Genomic DNA, 19,750 nt, shown 5'->3' on the forward strand with positions numbered 1-19,750 from the left:
ACGTTAAAACGATAAGGAGTGGATGATGAAAATCGACTTTGCGGGGAAAGTGGCGCTGGTGACCGCCTCAACCGGCGGGATCGGGTTCGCTATTGCCAGAGGTCTGGCGGAAAGTGGTGCGGAAGTAATCGTCAATGGCCGCAGCACGGAATCGGTGAATAAAGGTATTCAACAGCTTCAGCAGGTAGTGCCAGGCGTGCAGGTGCGTGCCGCGATCGCCGATCTCAGTACGGCAGAAGGGGTCGAGTCGCTTGTGAAGGTCGCGGGCCACGTTGATATCCTGGTTAACAACGCTGGAATTTACGGACCGCAGGATTTCTATGCCACCGACGATGACACCTGGGAGCGTTACTGGCAGACCAACGTGATGTCCGGCGTACGCCTCTCCCGCGCCTTGCTGCCGGGCATGGTGCAGAAAGGCTGGGGACGCGTGGTGTTTATTTCCTCCGAGTCGGCCTGCAATATCCCGGCGGATATGATCCACTACGGCGTGACCAAAACGGCGCAGCTTTCGCTCGCACGCGGCCTCGCGAAGTTCGTGGCGGGAAGTGGTGTGACGGTCAACAGCGTATTGCCAGGACCGACGATGTCTGATGGTTTCGCCGAAATGATGAAGGATGAAATCGAAAAAACCGGTAAATCGCTGGAACAGCTGGCGAAAGAGTTTGTGATGGCCAACCGCCCCAGCTCGGTTATCCAGCGCGCGGCCACGGTTGAAGAGGTGGCCAGTATGGTGATTTATGTCTGTTCGACCCAGGCCTCCGCCACCTCGGGCGCGGCATTGCGCGTCGATGGCGGCGTCGTGGATGACATCATTTGATATCGTCAGGCTGCACTGCCCGCGACCCGACGGGCAGTAATGTAGTGCTCTTGCCAGTAGTCGTCCGTCAGGGTTGAGACCGTTACCCCCTGGCTACTTGAAGCATGAATAAACTGGCTATTGCCAATATAAACGCCTACGTGCTTGCGGTTCGGTCCCGTCTGGAAGAACACCAGGTCTCCTGCCTTCAGGCGATATTGCGCCACCTGCACGCCGCGGTGGATCTGTTCGCTCGTCGTGCGCGGTAAATTAAGGTGTACCGCATCGCTGAACAGATGTTGCATCAGTGCCGAGCAATCCACCCCGCGATGCGTGGTTCCGCCCCACTGATACTGGGTCCCCTTCCACTTCTGGTATTGATCGAGGATGCGCGAGCGTAGCGGGCCTGTTTCGTGGTGAAACAGAGCCGATTTCGCTGGCGATACTGCAAATGCGCTGTTCATCGAGATCATGGATGCAGGCAGCTCAAAACTGAATGCGGAAAATGAAGCAAAACTTAACGTGAGGATTGAAATAAGCGATCTGAACGTCATATCAAAAAAGGATCTGAGAGTGAATTATTCCTTACCTGTGGGGGCCAATGTTCCCCCGAAAAGTCTTTCAATGCGGCGATAATATAGACAGGGCATTTTTTAACCAATCTTTATCGAGGCCAAAAATGGACTCACTTTCAGATCGCAAGATCGATAAAAAAATGGTTGTGATGTAAGGACTGTCCAGGTAAAGCAGGTAAACTAATCAACAGAATGTGTATTTCAGCTAAGACGTATTTATGACCAATATGATTGCCGACGAGACGGTGGCAAAATCCAACGTGCTCTCTGTCTTTGACTTTGATGGAACATTAACGCACCACGACAGCTTTATCCCTTTCCTGCGTTTTGCCTTTGGTAAACGTTACTTCGCGGGCCGCCTGGTGCGTATGGCGCTGCCAACGCTCCACTGCGTGCGCCGCAAGCTGACGCGCGATGAGCTGAAAGAAGTGCTGATTAAAACGTTCCTGACAGGCGTGGATGAACACTGGTTACGCCAGCAGGCGGAAGCCTTTTGCGAAAAGTACTGGGATAAACTGATGCGTCCGGCTGGCGTGCTGGCCGTTGCTGCAGAGGTGAACTCCGGCGCGGAAGTGACAATCTGTTCCGCTTCTCCTGCCCTGGTGCTACAGCCGTGGGCTGACAAACTCGGCATTAAGCTGATTGGCACACAGCTGGAAGTGAAAAACGGTAAGCTGACAGGACGTATCACGGGCAATAACTGCCGCTGTGCTCAGAAAGTGGCAAGGCTGGAAAAGGTGTATGGCGATCTCAACGCGTATCACCTGCGCGCCTGGGGAGACACTCGCGGCGATCACGAACTGCTGGCAGCCGCGCAGGATCCACACTGGCGGCATTTCCATCACCCGCGTAAGCGTCGGAATTCACCGATTAAATAGCCTTTTCACCCTCTCCCCACGGGGCGAGGGTGAAAAGCGGTGCATCAGGCCTCACGTTTCCCAGGGAACATCACACTCGCAATAATGCCCAGCGCCAGCACGCCTAATACCACAAACAGGCTGGCCGTCGCGCCAATGCTGTAACCATGATGCCAGAAGTGGTCGGTTGCATTCAGACCCAGCTTGAAGGCCACGAAGAACAGTAACAACACCACGGCTTTCTCAAGGTGCACCAGATACTGTTTCAGCGCTTCCAGTACGAAATAGAGCGTACGCAGGCCGAGAATGGCGAACATCATGGCGCTATAGATAATCAGCGGTTCGCGACTCACGGCAATAATCGCCGGGACCGAGTCAAACGCGAACATCACGTCAGAAAGCTCCACAACCGCCACGCAGAGCAGCAGTGGTGTTGCGTAGCGCTTCGCCTTCTTCACGCGTCCAACCATCACGTCCTGGTTTTCCGGTTTTTCAAGTTCAGCATCGACCTCTTTCTGGGTCAGAATAAAGGCATTGCTGCTGATTTTCGGCCAGACAGGATAGAAACGTTTCACCAGGCGATAAGCGAGATGACCAGAGTAATCTTCCACTTCGTCACTCTCTTCATTGCGTTTGAGCATCATCACCGCTGTCCAGCCAACGACCAGCGCGAAAATCACTTCGACGTAAGGCCCCAGACTCAGCAGGCTTGTCCCAATGGCCACAAAGATGCCACGGAAAACAATCGCGCCCAGCACGCCCCAGTAAAGTACGCGGTGACGATACTTATCCGGCACACCAAACCAGGCAAAAATGGCCATCATTACAAACAGGTTATCGACAGAAAGCACCTCTTCAAGCGCGTAACCCGTGAGGAACAGACTTGCCATCTCGGCGCCGTGGTGAACATACAGGAATCCGGCGAACGCCATTGCCATCATGACCCAGAACAGGGACCACATGGCGGCACTTTTGAGCGAGATCGGTTTATCGTGACGGTGCATAAAGAGGTCGATAAACATCGCCCCTACGGCCATCACAACAAAGACAACAACGGTTTCCGTCGGGAAACCGAGATGAGCAGCAGACATACACAACACCATACAAACTGACATAAGCCAGTAACAGAAAAAGATCGTTACTTTAGCACACCCGTCGTTCAGGCGCTCATGCCACGCAAACGCTGCAGTACCGCCACCAGAACCGCCACAGACCAGCCCACCATTAGCGCGCCCACGAGCCCTTCCACACCGCCGATGAGCCGCCAATTCTCGGGTAACGTGACGTCGCCGTACCCGACAGTGGCATAACTGACCAGTGAAAAGTAGAAACTGGTGTTCCAGTCATTAAATGCATCAATGACGAAATAAAACGCCGCAAATAGCCCGGCTTCAAGAAGATGGGCGAAAATCATGGAGATAACGATGCCAACATTACGTAAAACAATACGTACCGCAGAATCGACTTCTAACTTAATGAATTTGAGAACGATAAACATCCACAGTGAATGGATCACCACGGTTAGGGTAAGCAAAATAATAATGCTGAGTATCTGCATGACGTGTGCTCTGACCAAAAGGAATACGGCCCCGCGAACGCAGCGGGGCATCAGGTCGAAGCTTAGTTGAATGGATGGAAAAAGTTGGTGCAATAATTGCGGGGCGTGATTATTTCTCTGCCAGAGCCTGAGCACATGCCCAGGCACTTGCCCATGCCCACTGGAAGTTGTACCCGCCAAGCCAGCCGGTGACGTCCATCACTTCGCCAATAAAATAGAGCCCCGGCACGTTGCGCGCTTCCATGGAGCGGGAAGAGAGTTCATTCGTGTCGACCCCGCCCAGCGTGACTTCTGCGGTGCGGTAGCCTTCCGTGCCGTTTGGCTGCACGCGCCAGTTTGTCAGCGTCTCCACCAGCGTCTCCTGCTCGCGGCTGTTAAGCTGCTTGAGCGAAACATCCGGGATCTGCCCCAGCACCTGCAAACATTCCACCAGACGCTTCGGCAGCTGCATTGCCAGGGTGTTTTTCAGGCTCTGATTCGGGTGCGCCACACGCTGCTCGTTGAGGAAGGCATCCAGATCGCAATCGGGAAGCAGGTTAACCGTGACAAACTCCCCCGGCTGCCAGTAGCTGGAGATCTGCAGTACCGCCGGGCCAGAGAGGCCGCGGTGAGTGAAGAGCAGGTTTTCGCGGAATACCGTACCGTCTTCGGCGGTGATGACCGACGGAACCGAGACGCCAGAAAGTGTCTGGAGTTGTTCCAGCAGCGGTTTATGCAGCGTAAACGGCACCAGCCCCGCACGCGTTGGCAGCACCTTCAGGCCGAACTGCTCGGCAATCTTGTAGCCAAATGGCGAGGCACCCAGACCCGGCATAGAAAGACCACCGCTGGCGATCACCAGGCTGTCGGTGCTGACGGTTTCACCGTTGAGTTGCAGCGTGTAACCTTGCTCATCACGCGCAACGTCCAGCACTTCCGTGCGCAGGCGCATCGTTACACCGCCCTTCTCGCACTCGGCCACCAGCATATCGACAATCTGCTGCGCGGAATCGTCGCAGAACAGCTGACCCAACGTCTTCTCATGCCACGCAATACCGTGTTTACCCACGAGGTCGATAAAGTCCCACTGGGTGTAACGCGCCAGCGCAGATTTGCAAAAATGACGGTTTTGGCTCAAATAGGCCGCGGGTTCAACATACAGATTAGTAAAGTTGCAGCGCCCACCGCCAGACATCAGGATCTTACGGCCTGGTTTTTTACCGTTATCCAGTAACAGCACGCGACGACCCGCTTGTCCGGCCATCGCCGCACAAAACATACCCGCCGCACCGGCGCCAATGACCACGGCATCAAACCTTTCCACGTCAAAACCCTCTTTGTTCACTGCCGCGGATTGTAAAGTTTCCTCTGTGGTCACACCAGCGTAAAAAGATATTACAAAGCCATTTCATTGAAATTTAAAGAATATCCTTTCAGGCACTTTTCCCAAATCAGGTGGTATGTCAAAAAAAGTCTATATTTCACTTTGCCCGCCGTGCATTTGTCCTGGATAATGCGCCGCGTTCATGTCCTCAAAATGGCGTAACGTCCTATGCTACATTTGTTTGCCGGCCTGGATTTACATACCGGGCTTTTATTATTGCTTGCTCTGGTTTTTGTACTGTTTTACGAAGCGATCAACGGCTTCCACGACACTGCAAACGCAGTAGCAACGGTTATTTACACTCGCGCAATGCGATCGCAACTGGCGGTTGTTATGGCGGCGGTATTTAACTTTTTTGGTGTCCTCCTGGGCGGACTGAGCGTTGCGTATGCCATTGTGCATATGTTGCCAACGGATCTGCTGCTTAACGTAAGTTCTGGCCATGGCCTCGCTATGGTGTTCTCAATGCTGCTTGCTGCAATTATCTGGAACCTCGGTACCTGGTATTTCGGCCTGCCTGCATCCAGTTCTCACACTCTCATCGGCGCGATTATCGGTATCGGGTTAACCAATGCCCTGATGACCGGTACATCGGTTGTTGATGCGTTAAACATCCCGAAAGTGCTGGGGATTTTTGCCTCGCTTATCGTCTCCCCAATTGTGGGTCTGGTGGTTGCAGGTGGATTAATTTTCATCTTGCGTCGTTACTGGAGCAACACGAAAAAGCGCTCCCGTATTCACCTGACTCCGGCAGAGCGTGAGAAGAAAGACGGTAAGAAAAAACCGCCATTCTGGACACGTATCGCTCTGATCATTTCTGCAATCGGCGTGGCTTTCTCACACGGTGCGAACGATGGTCAGAAAGGCATTGGTCTGGTGATGTTGGTTCTGATTGGCGTTGCGCCAGCAGGTTTCGTGGTTAACATGAATGCCTCCGGATACGAAATCACCCGTACCCGTGATGCGGTGAATAACGTCGAGATCTATTTCCAGCAGCATCCTGATCTTCTCAAGAAAGCGACCGGCGTTGACCAGTTGATTCCTTCTCCGGAAGCGGGCGCTACCACCGTACCAGGCGAGTTCCACTGCCATCCGGCAAACGCGATTAACGCGCTGGAACGTGCGAAAGGCATGCTGGGCACTATCGAGAGTTATGACAAACTGACCGTTGAACAGCGTGGTCAGCTGCGTCGCATTATGCTGTGCATCTCTGATGTGACGGATAAAGTGGCGAAGCTGCCTGACGTGAATGCTGATGACCAGCGTCTTCTGAAGAAACTGAAAGGCGATATGCTCAACACCATCGAGTACGCGCCAATCTGGATCATCATGGCGGTCGCGCTGGCGCTCGGTATCGGTACGATGATTGGCTGGCGTCGCGTGGCGACCACCATCGGCGAGAAGATCGGTAAGAAAGGCATGACCTATGCGCAGGGTATGTCCGCGCAGATGACGGCAGCCGTGTCTATCGGTCTGGCGAGCTATACCGGTATGCCAGTGTCTACCACCCACGTACTCTCCTCGTCCGTGGCAGGTACCATGATTGTTGACGGTGGCGGTCTGCAGCGCAAAACCGTGACCAACATTCTGATGGCCTGGGTATTCACTCTCCCGGCCTCTATCCTGTTGTCTGGCGGTTTGTACTGGATTTCGCTGAAGCTGATCTAATCAGTTGAAGGCGACAAAAAAGCGGGTCAGGAAACTGACCCGCTTTTTTTTGGAACCAACGCAATACCCTGGAAGGAATAGACTATGCCATTCAAAACGGCTATTAAATGGATTCATCGCCTTGTTACCGTTTCGCTTCTGGCTCTGGTCATTGGTTTTCTCTGGCTAAACCACCAACCTAATCAGCGAAACAACGATGAACTTCAGCGCGTTTATAAATTATCTGATAGCGTCTGGCTCTATATGACCGTGAACAATCAGGGTGGCGCAACCGTGCCAACAATCTACCGTTACTACCTCTCGGGGGAAATATCAGGGAATGATGCCGACGTTATCCATCAGCTTGCTATGAAGCATCCTGTTATTGAAGGTACAGGCACGATTACCACTGCCAGTATGGATACAAACGGGGAAGTGAAAATTACCTATAGCGGGAAAGTTATCTCAATTCAGGGCAATATCTCAAATCTCCGGTTCTCAGTTACGCCCTGAACCAGATGAAATCAGGCGGGGCTTACCCCGCCTGCTGTGAAGCTCAATGCCAAATCATCAATGCAACCATACTGACCACGACCAGACCACATAAGGCGCTGGTCAAAATGAACTGACGACGCAGGCGCTCGCAACGACGGATAAACTCTTCATCGTGATGATCGCGGTAGCGCTGGTAGTAGATGTATCCCACCAGACGCATCTGTTTGCTGGGCTGTCCATGCGAGGTGAAGAAACCTCCACCGTCCACATACTGATAAAGCAACGGATCGCAACCACGAAGTACCACCAACAGCGCACGTAACGATGAGAAGTAGCGCGCCATATTCACTATGCAAACCACACATAGCGCCCAAAACAATGCGACGGTGCTAATCATACATCCTCCCCGGCGTCCGCCCACGAAGCAAGGCTTCTGAGCTACCGCACCCCAATGCCCTGACAGACAGTTCAGTGAAAGAATGACCAAAATCGATCCGGTTCGCATTTTAAAATCCGAACGGCTCATTAAATAGTGTAGGAGATCCGTTAATTTTTTTGCCACAAGGTTAATCGTTATCAACACCAAAGCTTGAAAAATATGTTTAACTGGGCCGTAATAAAGTATCAGACGGCGGCATTCTCGTAATAGTCATCGATAACTTAAGGAAGGAGTAACACTATGGCTTACAAACACATTCTCATCGCGGTAGACCTCTCCCCGGAGAGCAAAGTACTGGTTGATAAAGCAGTATCCATGGCACGTCCCTACAACGCGAAAGTTTCTCTGATTCACGTTGATGTGAATTACTCCGACCTCTATACCGGTCTGATCGACGTCAATCTCGGCGATATGCAGAAACGCATCTCCGAAGAGACTCACCATGCTCTGAGCGAACTGTCGACTAACGCAGGTTATCCGATCACCGAAACCTTAAGCGGTAGCGGCGACCTGGGCCAGGTGCTGGTCGATGCAATTAAGAAATACGATATGGATCTGGTGGTATGCGGTCACCATCAGGACTTCTGGAGCAAGCTGATGTCTTCAGCGCGCCAGCTGATTAACACCGTTCACGTGGATATGCTGATTGTTCCACTGCGTGACGAAGAAGACGAATAAGTGCAAAATGCCCGGTAGCGCTAGCGCCACCGGGCTTTGTTATTCCGGCGTACCGGCATAAATATCAAACCGGTGCCCTTTGGTAGTCACCGCATTGGTCGTCGCAACGTCCGCCAGCGGCGGCGCATAGTCCGGGCGTTTCACTACCACACGCTTCGTCGCTAACTGGCGAGCAGGCCCCAGCAAACCATCTGCATCCAGGTCCGGACCCACGAGCGACTGAAACACACGCATCTCTTTTTTCACCAGCGCGCTTTTCTGCTTATGCGGGAACATCGGATCAAGATAGACCACCTGCGGGCGCGGGGTAATATCGGTCAGCGCCGTCAGGCTGGAGGCGTGGATCAGCTGCAAACGCTCCTGCAACCACGGGCCGATTTCCGGGTCTGCATAGCCACGCACCAGACCGTCGTCGAGTAGTGCGGCCACCACAGGATTCCGTTCCAGCATCCGCACATGACAACCCACGGATGCCAGCACAAACGCATCACGCCCTAACCCCGCCGTGGCATCCACCACATCCGGCAGATAGCTTCCCTTGATGCCGACCGCTTTGGCAACCGCTTCACCACGACCGCCACCAAACTTACGTCGGTGTGCCATCGCACCGCCAACAAAGTCGACAAAAATACCGCCGAGTTTTGGTTCGTCGCGCTTACGTAATTCGAGATGCTCTGGCGTCATCACCAGCGCCATCAGGTTTTCATCATCGTGCTCCAGCCCCCAGCGGGCGGCCAGAACAGATAAGGCGCCGTCTCCGGCGCCTGTTTCATCGACTAAGCAGATCTTCACGTAGCAATCAGCCTTTGATCCCGTAATGCTCCAGCATCGCATCCAGCTGCGGCTCGCGGCCACGGAAGCGTTTGAACAGCACCATAGGCTCTTCAGAACCGCCACGGGTCAGGATGTTATCGAGGAACGACTGGCCCGTTTCGCGGTTAAAAATCCCTTCCTCTTCGAAGCGAGAGAAGGCATCTGCCGCCAGCACGTCGGCCCACAGGTAGCTATAGTAACCTGCCGCGTAGCCGCCCGCGAAGATGTGGCTGAACGCGTGCGGGAAGCGGCCCCAGGTTGGCCCAGGAATGACGGCAACCTGCTTTTTAATCTCAGCCAGGGTCTCGAGGATTTTAGCCCCTTGCTCCGGGCTGAACTCGGCGTGCAGGCGGAAATCAAACAGGCCGAACTCCAGCTGACGCAGGATAAACATCGCCGCCTGGTAATTTTTCGCTGCCAGCATTTTATCCAGCAGTTCTTTCGGCAGCGGTTCGCCGGTTTCATAGTGACCAGAGATAAACGCCAGTGCGTCCGGCTCCCAGCACCAGTTTTCCATAAACTGGCTTGGCAGTTCGACCGCATCCCACGGCACACCGCTGATCCCGGCCACGCCAGCGGTTTCGATGCGGGTCAGCATATGGTGCAGACCGTGGCCGAACTCGTGGAACAGGGTGATCACTTCGTCGTGGGTAAACAGCGCAGGTTTGCCATTCACCGGACGGTTGAAGTTACAGGTCAGATAAGCGACCGGCTTCTGCAGAGAACCGTCGGCTTTACGCATCTGGCCCACGCAGTCGTCCATCCACGCCCCGCCGCGTTTGTTCTCACGCGCGTAGAGATCGAGGTAGAAACTGCCACGCAGCTCGTTCTTCTCGTCATACAGCTCGAAGAAACGTACGTCCGGATGCCAGACGTCAATGTCGGTACGTTCTTTTGCGGTGATGCCATAGATGCGTTTAACCACTTCGAACAGACCGTTAACGGCTTTGTTTTCCGGGAAGTACGGGCGCAACTGCTCGTCGCTGATGCTGTAGAGGTGCTGCTTCTGTTTTTCGCTGTAGTAGGCGATGTCCCACGGCTGCAGCTCGTCCACGCCGAACTCCGCTTTCGCGAAGGCGCGCAGCTGGGCCAGCTCTTTCTCACCCTGAGGACGGGCGCGTTTCGCCAGATCGGTCAGGAAGTCGAGTACCTGCTGCGGGTTCTCCGCCATTTTGGTGGCGAGGGATTTATCGGCGTAGTTTTCGAAGCCCAGCAGCAGTGCCAGCTCGTGACGCAGAGCCAGAATTTCAGCCATCACCGGACTGTTGTCCCATTTACCGGCATTCGGCCCCTGGTCGGAGGCGCGGGTGCTGTAAGCGCGGTACATCTCTTCACGCAACGCCTGGTTGTCGCAGTAGGTCATTACCGGCAGGTAGCTCGGGATATCCAGGGTTAACAGGAAACCTTCCTGCTCTTTCGCTTCGGCCTGCGCTTTTGCCGCCGCCAGCGCGCTTTCCGGCATCCCGGCCAACTGCGCTTCGTCGGTAATCAGCTTCGTCCAACCCATGGTGGCGTCGAGCACGTTGTTGCTGTACTGGTTGCCCAGCTCGGACAGGCGCGCGGCAATTTCACCGTAGCGGGTCTGCTTCTCTTTTGGCAGGCCAATCCCGGACAGCTCAAAATCACGCAGGGCGTTATCGACCGATTTTTTCTGCGCCGTGTTCAGTTCGGCATAGTGGTCGCCGTCGCGCAGGTCGCGGTAGGCTTTGTAAAGCCCTTCGTGCTGGCCGACCCAGGTGCTGTACTCAGAGAGCAGCGGCAGGGTCTGCTCGTAGGCTTCGCGCAGTTCCGGGCTGTTTTTTACCGAGTTCAGGTGGCTCACCGGGGAGAAGATACGCCCCAGCACGTCGTCCACTTCGGCCAGCGGCTGACACAGATTTTCCCAGCTGTACGGCGCGCCCTGCGCTACCACGCTTTCTACCGCCGCGCGGCAGTTGTCCAGCGATTGCGTAACGGCTGGAACCACATGCTCAGGGAGGATTTTAGAAAATGGTGGCAACGAAAAAGGCGTCAGTAATGGATTGGTCATAAACGCTGTCCTGTTGAATAAGATGAATGAAGCGCGCATCCGGCGCTGTGCATATGGTCCAGTAATGGGGTTAAGTGTAGAGGATTTCAATGCCTGCGCTTACCGGGCTGACGGGTAATCTGTGCCGTTCTGCTGTAAACTGTGGCAAATCGTCATTTCAGCGGAATTTCATTACTCATGCTCAGTTATCGCCACAGCTTTCACGCAGGCAACCACGCCGATGTCCTCAAACACACCGTTCAGAGTCTGATCATCGAATCACTCAAAGAGAAAGAGAAGCCGTTTCTCTATCTGGACACCCACGCGGGCGCGGGGCGCTATCAGCTGAGCGGCGAACACGCCGAGCGTACCGGTGAATATCTGGAAGGGATCGCCCGCATCTGGCAGCAGGATGACCTGCCAGCAGAACTGGAACCCTACATCGGTGTAGTGAACCATTTCAACCGCAACGGCCAGCTGCGTTACTACCCAGGTTCTCCGCTGATTGCCCGTCAGCTGTTGCGCGAACAGGACAGCATCCAGTTGACCGAGCTGCACCCAAGTGATTTCCCACTGTTGCGCGCTGAATTCCAGAAAGATAACCGCGCTCGCGTGGATAAAGCCGATGGCTATCAGCAGCTGAAAGCCAAATTGCCGCCGGTTTCCCGTCGCGGCCTGGTGCTGATCGACCCGCCGTACGAAATCAAAACCGACTATCAGGCGGTGGTGACCGGCATCCACGAAGGTTACAAGCGCTTTGCGACCGGTACCTATGCCCTGTGGTATCCGGTAGTGCTGCGCGCGCAAATCAAACGCATGATCAAAGACCTGGAAGCGACTGGCATCCGCAAAATCCTGCAAATTGAACTGGCGGTACGCCCGGATAGCGACCAGCGCGGCATGACCGCCTCCGGTATGATTGTCATCAACCCGCCGTGGAAGCTCGAAGCGCAGATGAATAACGTGCTGCCGTGGCTGCACAAAACGCTGGTGCCAGCGGGTACAGGCCACGCCACCGTCAGTTGGATCGTGCCTGAGTAATTACAGCCATCGGTGGAACCTATTGATTTCAGGTATACAATCGCGGCAATTCACGATTAAGGATAAAAGCTATGACTAAGCATTATGACTACATCGCAATCGGCGGCGGCAGCGGCGGCATCGCCTCCATCAACCGTGCGGCCATGTATGGCCAGAAATGTGCGCTGATTGAAGCCAAAGAACTTGGCGGCACCTGCGTGAACGTAGGTTGTGTACCGAAGAAAGTGATGTGGCATGCGGCGCAGATCCGTGAAGCTATCCATATGTATGGCCCGGACTACGGCTTTGACACCACCATCAACCACTTCGACTGGGACAAACTGATCGCCAGCCGTACCGCCTACATCGACCGTATTCACACCTCGTACGACAACGTACTGGGTAAAAATAACGTCGACGTGATCCGTGGTTTTGCCCGCTTTGTGGACGCGAAAACGATCGAAGTGAACGGCGAGACGATCACTGCCGATCACATCCTGATCGCCACCGGCGGCCGTCCGAGCCACCCGAATATCCCGGGTGTGGAATACGGTATCGACTCCGACGGTTTCTTCGAACTGCCAGCCCTGCCAAAACGCGTTGCCGTGGTGGGCGCAGGTTACATTGCGGTTGAGCTTGCCGGCGTGATTAATGGTCTGGGTGCCGAAGCGCATCTGTTCGTGCGTAAACACGCACCGCTGCGTAGCTTTGACCCGCTGATCGTCGACACGCTGGTAGAAGTGATGAACGCCGAAGGCCCAACCCTGCACACCAACGCCGTACCAAAAGCGGTAGTGAAAAATGCAGACGGCAGCCTGACCCTGGAGCTGGAAGATGGCCGCAGCCAGACCGTCGATTGCCTGATCTGGGCGATTGGCCGTGAACCAGCGAACGATAACTTCAACCTGGCCGTCACGGGCGTGAAAACCAATGATAAAGGCTATATCGTCGTTGATAAGTTCCAGAACACCAGCGTACCGGGCATTTATGCTGTCGGTGATAACACCGGTGCGGTTGAACTGACCCCGGTTGCCGTTGCAGCGGGTCGCCGTCTCTCCGAGCGTCTGTTTAACAACAAGCCGGAAGAGCATCTGGACTACAGTAATATCCCGACCGTGGTCTTCAGCCACCCGCCAATCGGCACCGTCGGCTTAACCGAGCCGCAGGCGCGCGAGCAATATGGCGACGATCAGGTGAAAGTGTATAAATCCGCGTTTACCGCGATGTATACCGCTGTTACCTCTCACCGTCAGCCGTGTCGTATGAAGCTGGTGTGCGTTGGGCCAGAAGAGAAGATTGTCGGTATTCACGGCATTGGCTTTGGCATGGATGAGATCCTGCAGGGCTTCGCGGTGGCGCTGAAGATGGGCGCAACGAAGAAAGACTTCGACAACACCGTGGCGATCCACCCGACGGCTGCGGAAGAGTTCGTGACCATGCGATAATCCTGAAGCCCCTCTCCGGAGGGGCTTTTTTTTAACATTCATACACCGTTGCAAAACGAATGCTCCGAAAATAGTGCTCTAGCGCACATATTCCTCCCCATCTACCGAAGCGAATGTCTACGCTTTAAAGACACCCGGAAGAACAATCTCTTTGAACACACAACCGGAGGTCCTTATCACCATGTTCAACCAGAAGACACAGGCTACCGAGAACATCGAATTCGGGATTGAAGAAGAGCTGCGCTACGAGACCGATCCCTGTGAGTTGAAACTGGATGAAATGATTGAAGCGGAGCCGGAACCCGAGATGATCGAAGGGCTACCCGCCTCTGATGCCCTGACGCCCGCCGATCGCTATCTTGAACTGTTCGAACACGTGCAGTCTTCACGGCTGTTTGCAGACAGCAAAACCTTCCCCGACTGCGCGCCGAAGATGGACCCACTGGATATTCTGATCCGCTACCGCAAGGTCAAACGCCACCGGGATTTCGACCTGCGCCAGTTTGTGGAGAACCACTTCTGGTTGCCTGAGACTTACAGCACAGAATATGTCTCCGACCCCGGCCTTTCGTTAAAAGAGCACATCGACAGTCTGTGGCCAGTGCTAACGCGTGAGCCACAGGATCATATTCCCTGGTCATCCCTGCTGGCACTGCCGCAAGCGTATATCGTACCTGGCGGCCGATTCAGCGAGACCTATTACTGGGACTCTTATTTCTCCATGCTGGGGTTGGCCGAGAGTGGCCGGAACGATCTGCTGAAATGTATGGCGGATAACTTCGCCTGGCTAATCGAACGCTACGGTCATATTCCGAACGGCAACCGCACCTATTATCTCAGCCGCTCCCAGCCCCCCGTTTTTGCCCTGATGGTGGAGTTGTTTGAAGAGGACGGCGTACGCGGGGCAAAACGTTACCTTGAACACCTCAAAATGGAGCACGCCTTCTGGATGGACGGCGCTGAGTCATTGCTGCTTAATCAGGCCTATCGGAGTGCGGTACGTATGCCGGACGGTTCGCTGCTCAACCGCTACTGGGACGACCGTGACACACCGCGCGACGAATCGTGGATTGAGGATGTGGAAACGGCCCGCCACTCGGGTCGTCCGCCCAATGAGGTGTATCGCGATCTGCGTGCGGGAGCGGCGTCAGGTTGGGATTATTCGTCCCGCTGGCTGCGCGATCCGTCACGGCTCGCCAGCATCCGCACGACGCAGTTTATCCCCATCGATCTGAACGCCTTCCTGTTCAAGCTGGAAAGTGCAATTGCCAATATCTCAGCATCGAAAGGAGATAAAGAAACCGCCGACCTGTTCCGCCAGAAAGCCAGCGATCGCCGCGAGGCAGTGAACCGCTATCTATGGGATGAGGAGAGCGGCTGTTTCCGCGATTATGACTGGAGACGCGAGGAAAAGGCGCTGTTCTCAGCAGCCAGCATTGTGCCTCTGTATGTGGGTATGGCAACCCATGAGCAGGCCGAACGCCTGTCTGATGCGGTCAAAGCGCGGCTCCTGACCCCAGGCGGTATTCTCGCCACCGAGTATGAAACCGGCGAACAGTGGGATAAACCCAACGGCTGGGCCCCGCTGCAATGGATGGCAATTCAGGGGTTCAAGCAGTACGGAAATGATTCGCTAGGGGATGAGATCGCCTGGAGCTGGTTGCAGACGGTGAACCATTTTTATAATCACCACCATAAGCTCATTGAGAAGTACCACATCGCCAGCAGTACACCACGCGAAGGGGGCGGTGGTGAATACCCCCTGCAGGATGGCTTTGGCTGGACGAACGGCGTGGTGCGACGGCTGATTGGGTTGTATGGGGAACCTTAATCAGCGAATCACCTCATAAATGGCGGTCTGGATGGACTGCCATTTTTTCGTGGTGGCATCCGGTTGTGACTGCGCACGACGGGTCGCCATATCAAGATCGTGCTGCTGGCGTTTCACCACGGCCGGCACAGTACAGAATGCTTTCAGATACTCTTTACGTTTTGACGTCAGAGGCTCGCCATTCGACATGGCGTGGCTGAGCGTATTGATAAAGCGACGGCACGGCTTCTCTTCGACCATGTTCTGCCGGTAGCGTAACATCAGCTCCAGCACGTCGTCATAACCTGCCGACATCGCCTCTTCGGTCCATGACAGCTTCCAGTCCATGCCGCCCTGTAAAAAGAGCTGAACCACGCGGGTATCGTTGCGGTTAATGGCCGAACGGAAGTTATTTTCGTCCCAGGTTACGCCCATGCGCGTCAGCGTTTCACGCGAGGAAGGCGTCTCACGCATTTCCTGTGGTGGCGCTGTTTCTGCGACACTGACGGTTGCAGGCTGTGGTTTACCACTGGTCACCAGCCAGAAGCCCCCTGCCACGATGGCAATCACCATGACGCCAACCGCCCCCCATAACGCACCAGAAATAAGCTGCTCGCGTTGTTCTGGGGTGCGCGGTGCGCGCTGGGTCGGCTTTTCAATGGTGTCACGAACTTCAAACAGATCACCGCCAGTGACCCGATCCATTTTCTGCGCCTTTTCCCAGAAGGTATGCAATTCGCTGGCATCTACCGCCATTAACCCCGTCGGATTAACGCGGGTTCTCCCCTCTTCAAACGCACGCTGAACCGGTCGGCTGATCTGCGTGTAATAGTTATCCAGCAGCTGAATTTGCGCCGAACTTAACGTCTTCTGAACCGTGATGTTGTTGCGGATTTGCCGAATGTCATCGAGGAAAGTTTGCAGCGTTTTACGCGGTTCCACCAGCAGCGTCAGCATGGACGGGTCACTGAATAGCGAAGCGTAATAGCGGCTGAACTCTTTTTTATCCACCAGCATCTGCGCCAGTTCACTGAACATCATGCCGCTCAGGACATCGTTAATCTCGCCAAGCTTCAACCAGCGTCTTACCCGGTCGGCGTTAAAAAGCGTCTTAAGATGGTTATTCAACCGCACCTGATCGGGCCAGGCCTGCTGGATGAGCCCTTTTAACATCAGCTCAATCGCACGCACCTGTTTGTGCGCCTGTTGCTGCTGGAGTTCACTGCCCGGTGCCAGCTCTGTGCTGTAGGTCAGAAGCGGCTGCTGCAGACGAAGGTGTTCCAGCGCAGTCACAAACCGCATTGCCGCAATCAGCTGGTTTTCACTCACATCCTGTCCGCTTTCATACTGCGGCACGCGCTGCTGCAGCAGGCGCAATTGCAGCGTAAATTCCGACATCTCGGCATCATTCAGATTGAGCTTCTTCGCAACGGCTCCCCAGCCCCCCAGAGCTAATCGCGCGCTGTCCAGTTGTTCAAGAAACCAGCGTGGATCTTTGCCCTCAGAAGCATGTACATTCAGAAGAAGCAAAATTTCCACAGACGCCTGGCGAATGACCGCCAGACAGTGTTCGAACTGTTCGCGAACGTGATGTGATGTACTGAGAGCCATTGTTTTCCTTAAGCGCCAACGAAGACATCCGGAATGGGCACGTAACTGCCGTTTTTCTTTTTATTTATACGAGGTTAACCATACCTGACTTTCTATTGAAATAAAGTGACAACCCTAAAATCATTTAAAAAGTGTCAGGAGAATCTGAATGCCTGTTTTAAACACCCCACGCCTTAGCTGCTCGCCCCTGCAGGAACATGACTGGCCCTTTTTTCTGGCATTACAGCAACATCCTGATGTCATGCGCTTTGTTGCGCAAGATCGCCCTGTAGCAGAGATCCGCGAGGCTTTTGACGCTCGTCTGACGCCATGGACACCTGGCAGCACACACTGGCTTTGTCTCGTCGTGCGTGATGCCACCACCCGAACGGCGCTGGGCGTCACCGGGTATATTCATCGGGAGGAGGATTGTGCTGAAGTGGGTTTTCTTTTTGAGCCCGCGGCGCAGGGGAAAGGTTACGGCTACGAATCCCTGCAGGCACTTTGTGACTATGCCTTCCGTCAAGGGGGGATTCGCCGGCTGACCGCGACCGTCACTGCGGGGAATGTCGCCTCAAGACGCCTGCTGGAAAAAGCCCATTTTCGTCTGGAAGGTGAGTTACGCGAGAGCTATTACCTTGCCGGGCGCTGGCATAATGACTGGTTGTTCGGTTTATTGAGGCAGGACTACCTGAGCAATAACGCCTGATCAACAGCCATTTGGCGGATATTTCTCTGACGTTGATTCCTCTACAGTGTCGCTATTAAGAGGACACAAATATGAAAGGTCATGCACTGAAAATATCGGATGCCGCCATTGCGCTAATAAAAAATCATCAGGGACTTTCACTGGCGAAATATCGTGACGAAAACGGTTTATGGGTTATTGGTTATGGCCATGTTATCCGCGACCGGGAAACATTTAAGGGTCTGATCACCCCTTCTGAGGCAGAATATTTGCTTCATAAGGATATTCGGTTATGTGAGAGGCTGCTGCGGGAAAATATGGCTCGGCCATTAACCCAACAGCAGCATGACGCACTGGTGCTAATGCTATTCAGCTTCGGAGAGACGTCCTCGCTCCCGCAAGCGGTTCTTCAGACCGTCGCTCGCGTATAATACATAGCCGCCTGCGTTCTGTTTTTAACATCCAGCCGACGGAAGAGCGCTTCCAGATGCGCTTTTACCGTGGCCGCGCTGATGTTGAGATTGCGTCCAATCTCTTTGTTAGATTCCCCTGCGGCCAGCAATTTCAGAACTTCGCGCTGGCGTTCGCTCAGAGATAATAAGGCCTGAGATGACGACGGCTGTTTAACCCACTCTCCGGGAAAACAGACCATCCCTCTGGACACCGAATCCAGCACGGCGGAAAACCGTTCTGGGCTCGCCTTGCGGGGAATAATGGCCATGACGTTTCGCTGCAACAACTGCTCAACCCATCGGGCCTCTTTTTTCGCTAACACCATGACCACGGATATCGCCGGGAAGCGAGTCATGAGCGCTTCCAGCCACGCGATCTCGTCATCCTGAATTAAATTTCCGTCAATCATGACAATAGCAGACGGTGACGCGGACACCTGAGCCCATAAATCTTCTGCCTGACAGGTTCCTGTTATATTTATTTCTGGAATTAACGTCTGAAGACTGTGTATCACTCCATGAATAAATATTGACTGCCTGTCAAACATGATCACTCGCATCGTTTTTCCCCTCTGAGAATAGCGAAGGGGGATTCTACAGAGGCGTTATTTAAGAAAAAACTCAATGAATGGGGACGTTACAAATCCACCCGTGTTCTTTATATCTGTCAGTATTTGGACACATTAATGTTGAGGATTTCCTTAAGAGGTTCCTTCCTCTTAAGAATAGGCATCACAGGAACATTCCGCCTGATACTTCAATACGTTGTGCGTTCATCCAGCCCAGTTTATCGCTAAGCAGGGCCGCAATGGCATCGCCAATATCATCCGGTAGCCCCACCCGACCCAGGGCGGTCTGTGAAGCCAGCATCTGATTCAACTGCGCGTTGTCACGCACGCGTCCACCGCCAAAGTCCGTTTCTATCGCGCCGGGAGCAATGATGTTGACGGTGATCCCGCGCGCGCCCAGCTCTTTTGCCTGATAACGGGTCAGCACTTCCATCGCCCCTTTCATGGCAGCATAGGTTCCTGAACCTGGCTGAGTAAAACGAGCCAGTCCACTGGAAACATTGAGGATCCGTCCCCCGTCATTAAGCAATGGCAGCAGGCGCTGTGTCAGGAAAAACGGCCCTTTGAAATGGATGTTTAACGCCTCATCAAACTGAGCTTCCGTCGTGTCGCTATAGGGCGCGTATAACCCCGTTCCGGCATTGTTTAATAAATAATCAAAGGTGTCACGCTGCCAGACGGTGTTAAGGGTTTCCTGAAGCTGCCGGGCAAAATGGTCGAAACTGGCGATATCCCCGACGTTGAGCTGTAATGCTGCCGCTCTGACACCTTTTCCCTGAATTTCGCGTACAACATCCTGTGCTTCCTGCTCACTGCGGTGATATGTCAGGATAATTCCCGTCCCCTCTGCCGCCAGCTTCAAAGCCGCGTTTTTACCCAATCCACGGCTACCACCCGTCACTAATGCGATACGTTCAGTCATCATAAACCTCGTTTTGGCTGTT

General features: G+C 54.2%; 20 protein-coding genes. 10 read left to right on the top strand and 10 right to left on the bottom strand.

Translation table 11 applies throughout. The features are described 5' to 3' along the window. Positions 1 to 25 precede the first annotated feature (25 nt). A complete protein-coding gene (locus tag JGF26_RS18845) occupies positions 26 to 820 on the top strand; it encodes an SDR family NAD(P)-dependent oxidoreductase (protein ID WP_134708550.1) in 795 nt (264 codons plus the stop codon). 5 nt (positions 821 to 825) lie between these two features. Here JGF26_RS18845 and JGF26_RS18850 read toward each other — a convergent pair whose 3' ends face one another. Further along, entirely contained in the window at positions 826 to 1,272 is a 447-nt protein-coding gene (locus JGF26_RS18850) for an NlpC/P60 family protein (protein WP_238934308.1), read from the bottom strand. 320 nt (positions 1,273 to 1,592) lie between these two features. On the opposite strand from JGF26_RS18850, the gene JGF26_RS18855 reads away from it, so the two are divergent. Next, positions 1,593 to 2,252: an HAD family hydrolase gene (locus JGF26_RS18855; protein WP_028018064.1), complete on the top strand. Its 660-nt coding sequence runs from the start codon at positions 1,593 to 1,595 to the stop codon at positions 2,250 to 2,252. A gap of 44 nt (positions 2,253 to 2,296) precedes the next feature. On the opposite strand, the gene JGF26_RS18860 is transcribed toward JGF26_RS18855, so the two are convergent. The 3 genes from JGF26_RS18860 to JGF26_RS18870 form a co-directional block, all read right to left on the bottom strand. Further along, positions 2,297 to 3,322, bottom strand: a complete 1,026-nt coding sequence (locus tag JGF26_RS18860) for a TerC/Alx family metal homeostasis membrane protein (protein ID WP_028018065.1) — start codon at positions 3,320 to 3,322, stop codon at positions 2,297 to 2,299. Between the two features lie 68 nt (positions 3,323 to 3,390). Further along, entirely contained in the window at positions 3,391 to 3,789 is a 399-nt protein-coding gene (locus tag JGF26_RS18865; RefSeq protein WP_028018066.1) for a potassium channel family protein, read from the bottom strand. Between the two features lie 109 nt (positions 3,790 to 3,898). Next, positions 3,899 to 5,092: an NAD(P)/FAD-dependent oxidoreductase gene (locus JGF26_RS18870; RefSeq protein WP_128348370.1), complete on the bottom strand. Its 1,194-nt coding sequence runs from the start codon at positions 5,090 to 5,092 to the stop codon at positions 3,899 to 3,901. A 228-nt stretch (positions 5,093 to 5,320) separates the two neighbouring features. Between JGF26_RS18870 and pitA the strand changes: the two genes are divergently transcribed. Both pitA and JGF26_RS18880 read left to right on the top strand, forming a co-directional pair. Then, positions 5,321 to 6,820 (top strand): inorganic phosphate transporter PitA, encoded by a 1,500-nt coding sequence (pitA, locus tag JGF26_RS18875; protein WP_028018333.1) that lies wholly within the window; start codon positions 5,321 to 5,323, stop codon positions 6,818 to 6,820. A gap of 84 nt (positions 6,821 to 6,904) precedes the next feature. Beyond that, on the top strand, positions 6,905 to 7,312 hold the full coding sequence (locus JGF26_RS18880) for a hypothetical protein (protein ID WP_134708529.1): 408 nt from the start codon (positions 6,905 to 6,907) through the stop codon (positions 7,310 to 7,312). Between the two features lie 43 nt (positions 7,313 to 7,355). Here JGF26_RS18880 and uspB read toward each other — a convergent pair whose 3' ends face one another. Further along, on the bottom strand, positions 7,356 to 7,691 hold the full coding sequence (uspB, locus tag JGF26_RS18885; RefSeq protein WP_028018336.1) for a universal stress protein UspB: 336 nt from the start codon (positions 7,689 to 7,691) through the stop codon (positions 7,356 to 7,358). A 282-nt stretch (positions 7,692 to 7,973) separates the two neighbouring features. Between uspB and uspA the strand changes: the two genes are divergently transcribed. Further along, positions 7,974 to 8,411 carry a universal stress protein UspA gene (gene uspA, locus JGF26_RS18890; RefSeq protein WP_003861223.1) on the top strand — a complete coding sequence of 146 codons (438 nt, stop codon included), beginning with the start codon at positions 7,974 to 7,976 and terminating at the stop codon, positions 8,409 to 8,411. Between the two features lie 39 nt (positions 8,412 to 8,450). On the opposite strand, the gene rsmJ is transcribed toward uspA, so the two are convergent. Together rsmJ and prlC are read right to left on the bottom strand one after the other, a co-directional pair. Next, on the bottom strand, positions 8,451 to 9,203 hold the full coding sequence (gene rsmJ / locus JGF26_RS18895; RefSeq protein WP_049005596.1) for a 16S rRNA (guanine(1516)-N(2))-methyltransferase RsmJ: 753 nt from the start codon (positions 9,201 to 9,203) through the stop codon (positions 8,451 to 8,453). 7 nt (positions 9,204 to 9,210) lie between these two features. Further along, positions 9,211 to 11,253, bottom strand: a complete 2,043-nt coding sequence (gene prlC, locus JGF26_RS18900) for an oligopeptidase A (RefSeq protein WP_134708528.1) — start codon at positions 11,251 to 11,253, stop codon at positions 9,211 to 9,213. A 177-nt stretch (positions 11,254 to 11,430) separates the two neighbouring features. On the opposite strand from prlC, the gene JGF26_RS18905 reads away from it, so the two are divergent. The 3 genes from JGF26_RS18905 (at position 11,431) to JGF26_RS18915 (ending at position 15,528) form a co-directional block, all read left to right on the top strand. Then, on the top strand, positions 11,431 to 12,273 hold the full coding sequence (locus tag JGF26_RS18905; protein WP_028018339.1) for a 23S rRNA (adenine(2030)-N(6))-methyltransferase RlmJ: 843 nt from the start codon (positions 11,431 to 11,433) through the stop codon (positions 12,271 to 12,273). A gap of 71 nt (positions 12,274 to 12,344) precedes the next feature. Continuing rightward, positions 12,345 to 13,697 (top strand): glutathione-disulfide reductase, encoded by a 1,353-nt coding sequence (gene gorA, locus JGF26_RS18910; RefSeq protein ID WP_134708527.1) that lies wholly within the window; start codon positions 12,345 to 12,347, stop codon positions 13,695 to 13,697. Positions 13,698 to 13,878: 181 nt separating this feature from the next. Further along, positions 13,879 to 15,528 carry an alpha,alpha-trehalase gene (locus tag JGF26_RS18915; protein WP_028018341.1) on the top strand — a complete coding sequence of 550 codons (1,650 nt, stop codon included), beginning with the start codon at positions 13,879 to 13,881 and terminating at the stop codon, positions 15,526 to 15,528. Here the strand turns inward: JGF26_RS18915 and JGF26_RS18920 are convergent, their stop codons facing one another. Further along, on the bottom strand, positions 15,529 to 17,118 hold the full coding sequence (locus JGF26_RS18920; RefSeq protein ID WP_128348373.1) for an STY4199 family HEPN domain-containing protein: 1,590 nt from the start codon (positions 17,116 to 17,118) through the stop codon (positions 15,529 to 15,531). Positions 17,119 to 17,266: 148 nt separating this feature from the next. Between JGF26_RS18920 and JGF26_RS18925 the strand changes: the two genes are divergently transcribed. Both JGF26_RS18925 and JGF26_RS18930 read left to right on the top strand, forming a co-directional pair. After that, a complete protein-coding gene (locus JGF26_RS18925) occupies positions 17,267 to 17,806 on the top strand; it encodes a GNAT family protein (RefSeq protein WP_134708526.1) in 540 nt (179 codons plus the stop codon). A gap of 71 nt (positions 17,807 to 17,877) precedes the next feature. Then, positions 17,878 to 18,216, top strand: coding sequence for a lysozyme (locus tag JGF26_RS18930; RefSeq protein ID WP_134708525.1), 339 nt, complete (start codon positions 17,878 to 17,880; stop codon positions 18,214 to 18,216). On the opposite strand, the gene JGF26_RS18935 is transcribed toward JGF26_RS18930, so the two are convergent. After that, positions 18,195 to 18,797, bottom strand: a complete 603-nt coding sequence (locus tag JGF26_RS18935; RefSeq protein WP_028018345.1) for a response regulator transcription factor — start codon at positions 18,795 to 18,797, stop codon at positions 18,195 to 18,197. The genes JGF26_RS18930 and JGF26_RS18935 overlap by 22 nt on opposite strands. Before the next feature lie 172 nt (positions 18,798 to 18,969). Next, a complete protein-coding gene (locus tag JGF26_RS18940) occupies positions 18,970 to 19,728 on the bottom strand; it encodes an SDR family oxidoreductase (protein WP_028018346.1) in 759 nt (252 codons plus the stop codon). Positions 19,729 to 19,750: the final 22 nt, after the last annotated feature.

The sequence above is a fragment of the Enterobacter sp. E1 genome (assembly GCF_016809815.1).
In the GTDB taxonomy this organism is placed as follows: domain Bacteria; phylum Pseudomonadota; class Gammaproteobacteria; order Enterobacterales; family Enterobacteriaceae; genus Enterobacter; species Enterobacter adelaidei.

What these genes read in the sequence shown, in the direction of transcription:
- JGF26_RS18855 (WP_028018064.1), top strand. Translation starts at nt 1,593, where the DNA reads ATGACCAATATGATTGCCGACGAGACGGTGGCAAAATCCAACGTGCTC.
- gorA (WP_134708527.1), top strand. Translation starts at nt 12,345, where the DNA reads ATGACTAAGCATTATGACTACATCGCAATCGGCGGCGGCAGCGGCGGC.
- JGF26_RS18915 (WP_028018341.1), top strand. Translation starts at nt 13,879, where the DNA reads ATGTTCAACCAGAAGACACAGGCTACCGAGAACATCGAATTCGGGATT.
- JGF26_RS18940 (WP_028018346.1), bottom strand. Translation starts at nt 19,728, where the DNA reads ATGACTGAACGTATCGCATTAGTGACGGGTGGTAGCCGTGGATTGGGT.
- JGF26_RS18935 (WP_028018345.1), bottom strand. Translation starts at nt 18,797, where the DNA reads ATGCGAGTGATCATGTTTGACAGGCAGTCAATATTTATTCATGGAGTG.
- JGF26_RS18905 (WP_028018339.1), top strand. Translation starts at nt 11,431, where the DNA reads ATGCTCAGTTATCGCCACAGCTTTCACGCAGGCAACCACGCCGATGTC.
- uspA (WP_003861223.1), top strand. Translation starts at nt 7,974, where the DNA reads ATGGCTTACAAACACATTCTCATCGCGGTAGACCTCTCCCCGGAGAGC.
- JGF26_RS18865 (WP_028018066.1), bottom strand. Translation starts at nt 3,789, where the DNA reads ATGCAGATACTCAGCATTATTATTTTGCTTACCCTAACCGTGGTGATC.
- JGF26_RS18930 (WP_134708525.1), top strand. Translation starts at nt 17,878, where the DNA reads ATGAAAGGTCATGCACTGAAAATATCGGATGCCGCCATTGCGCTAATA.
- JGF26_RS18850 (WP_238934308.1), bottom strand. Translation starts at nt 1,272, where the DNA reads ATGATCTCGATGAACAGCGCATTTGCAGTATCGCCAGCGAAATCGGCT.
- uspB (WP_028018336.1), bottom strand. Translation starts at nt 7,691, where the DNA reads ATGATTAGCACCGTCGCATTGTTTTGGGCGCTATGTGTGGTTTGCATA.
- JGF26_RS18920 (WP_128348373.1), bottom strand. Translation starts at nt 17,118, where the DNA reads ATGGCTCTCAGTACATCACATCACGTTCGCGAACAGTTCGAACACTGT.
- JGF26_RS18880 (WP_134708529.1), top strand. Translation starts at nt 6,905, where the DNA reads ATGCCATTCAAAACGGCTATTAAATGGATTCATCGCCTTGTTACCGTT.
- JGF26_RS18845 (WP_134708550.1), top strand. Translation starts at nt 26, where the DNA reads ATGAAAATCGACTTTGCGGGGAAAGTGGCGCTGGTGACCGCCTCAACC.
- pitA (WP_028018333.1), top strand. Translation starts at nt 5,321, where the DNA reads ATGCTACATTTGTTTGCCGGCCTGGATTTACATACCGGGCTTTTATTA.
- JGF26_RS18860 (WP_028018065.1), bottom strand. Translation starts at nt 3,322, where the DNA reads ATGTCTGCTGCTCATCTCGGTTTCCCGACGGAAACCGTTGTTGTCTTT.
- prlC (WP_134708528.1), bottom strand. Translation starts at nt 11,253, where the DNA reads ATGACCAATCCATTACTGACGCCTTTTTCGTTGCCACCATTTTCTAAA.
- JGF26_RS18925 (WP_134708526.1), top strand. Translation starts at nt 17,267, where the DNA reads ATGCCTGTTTTAAACACCCCACGCCTTAGCTGCTCGCCCCTGCAGGAA.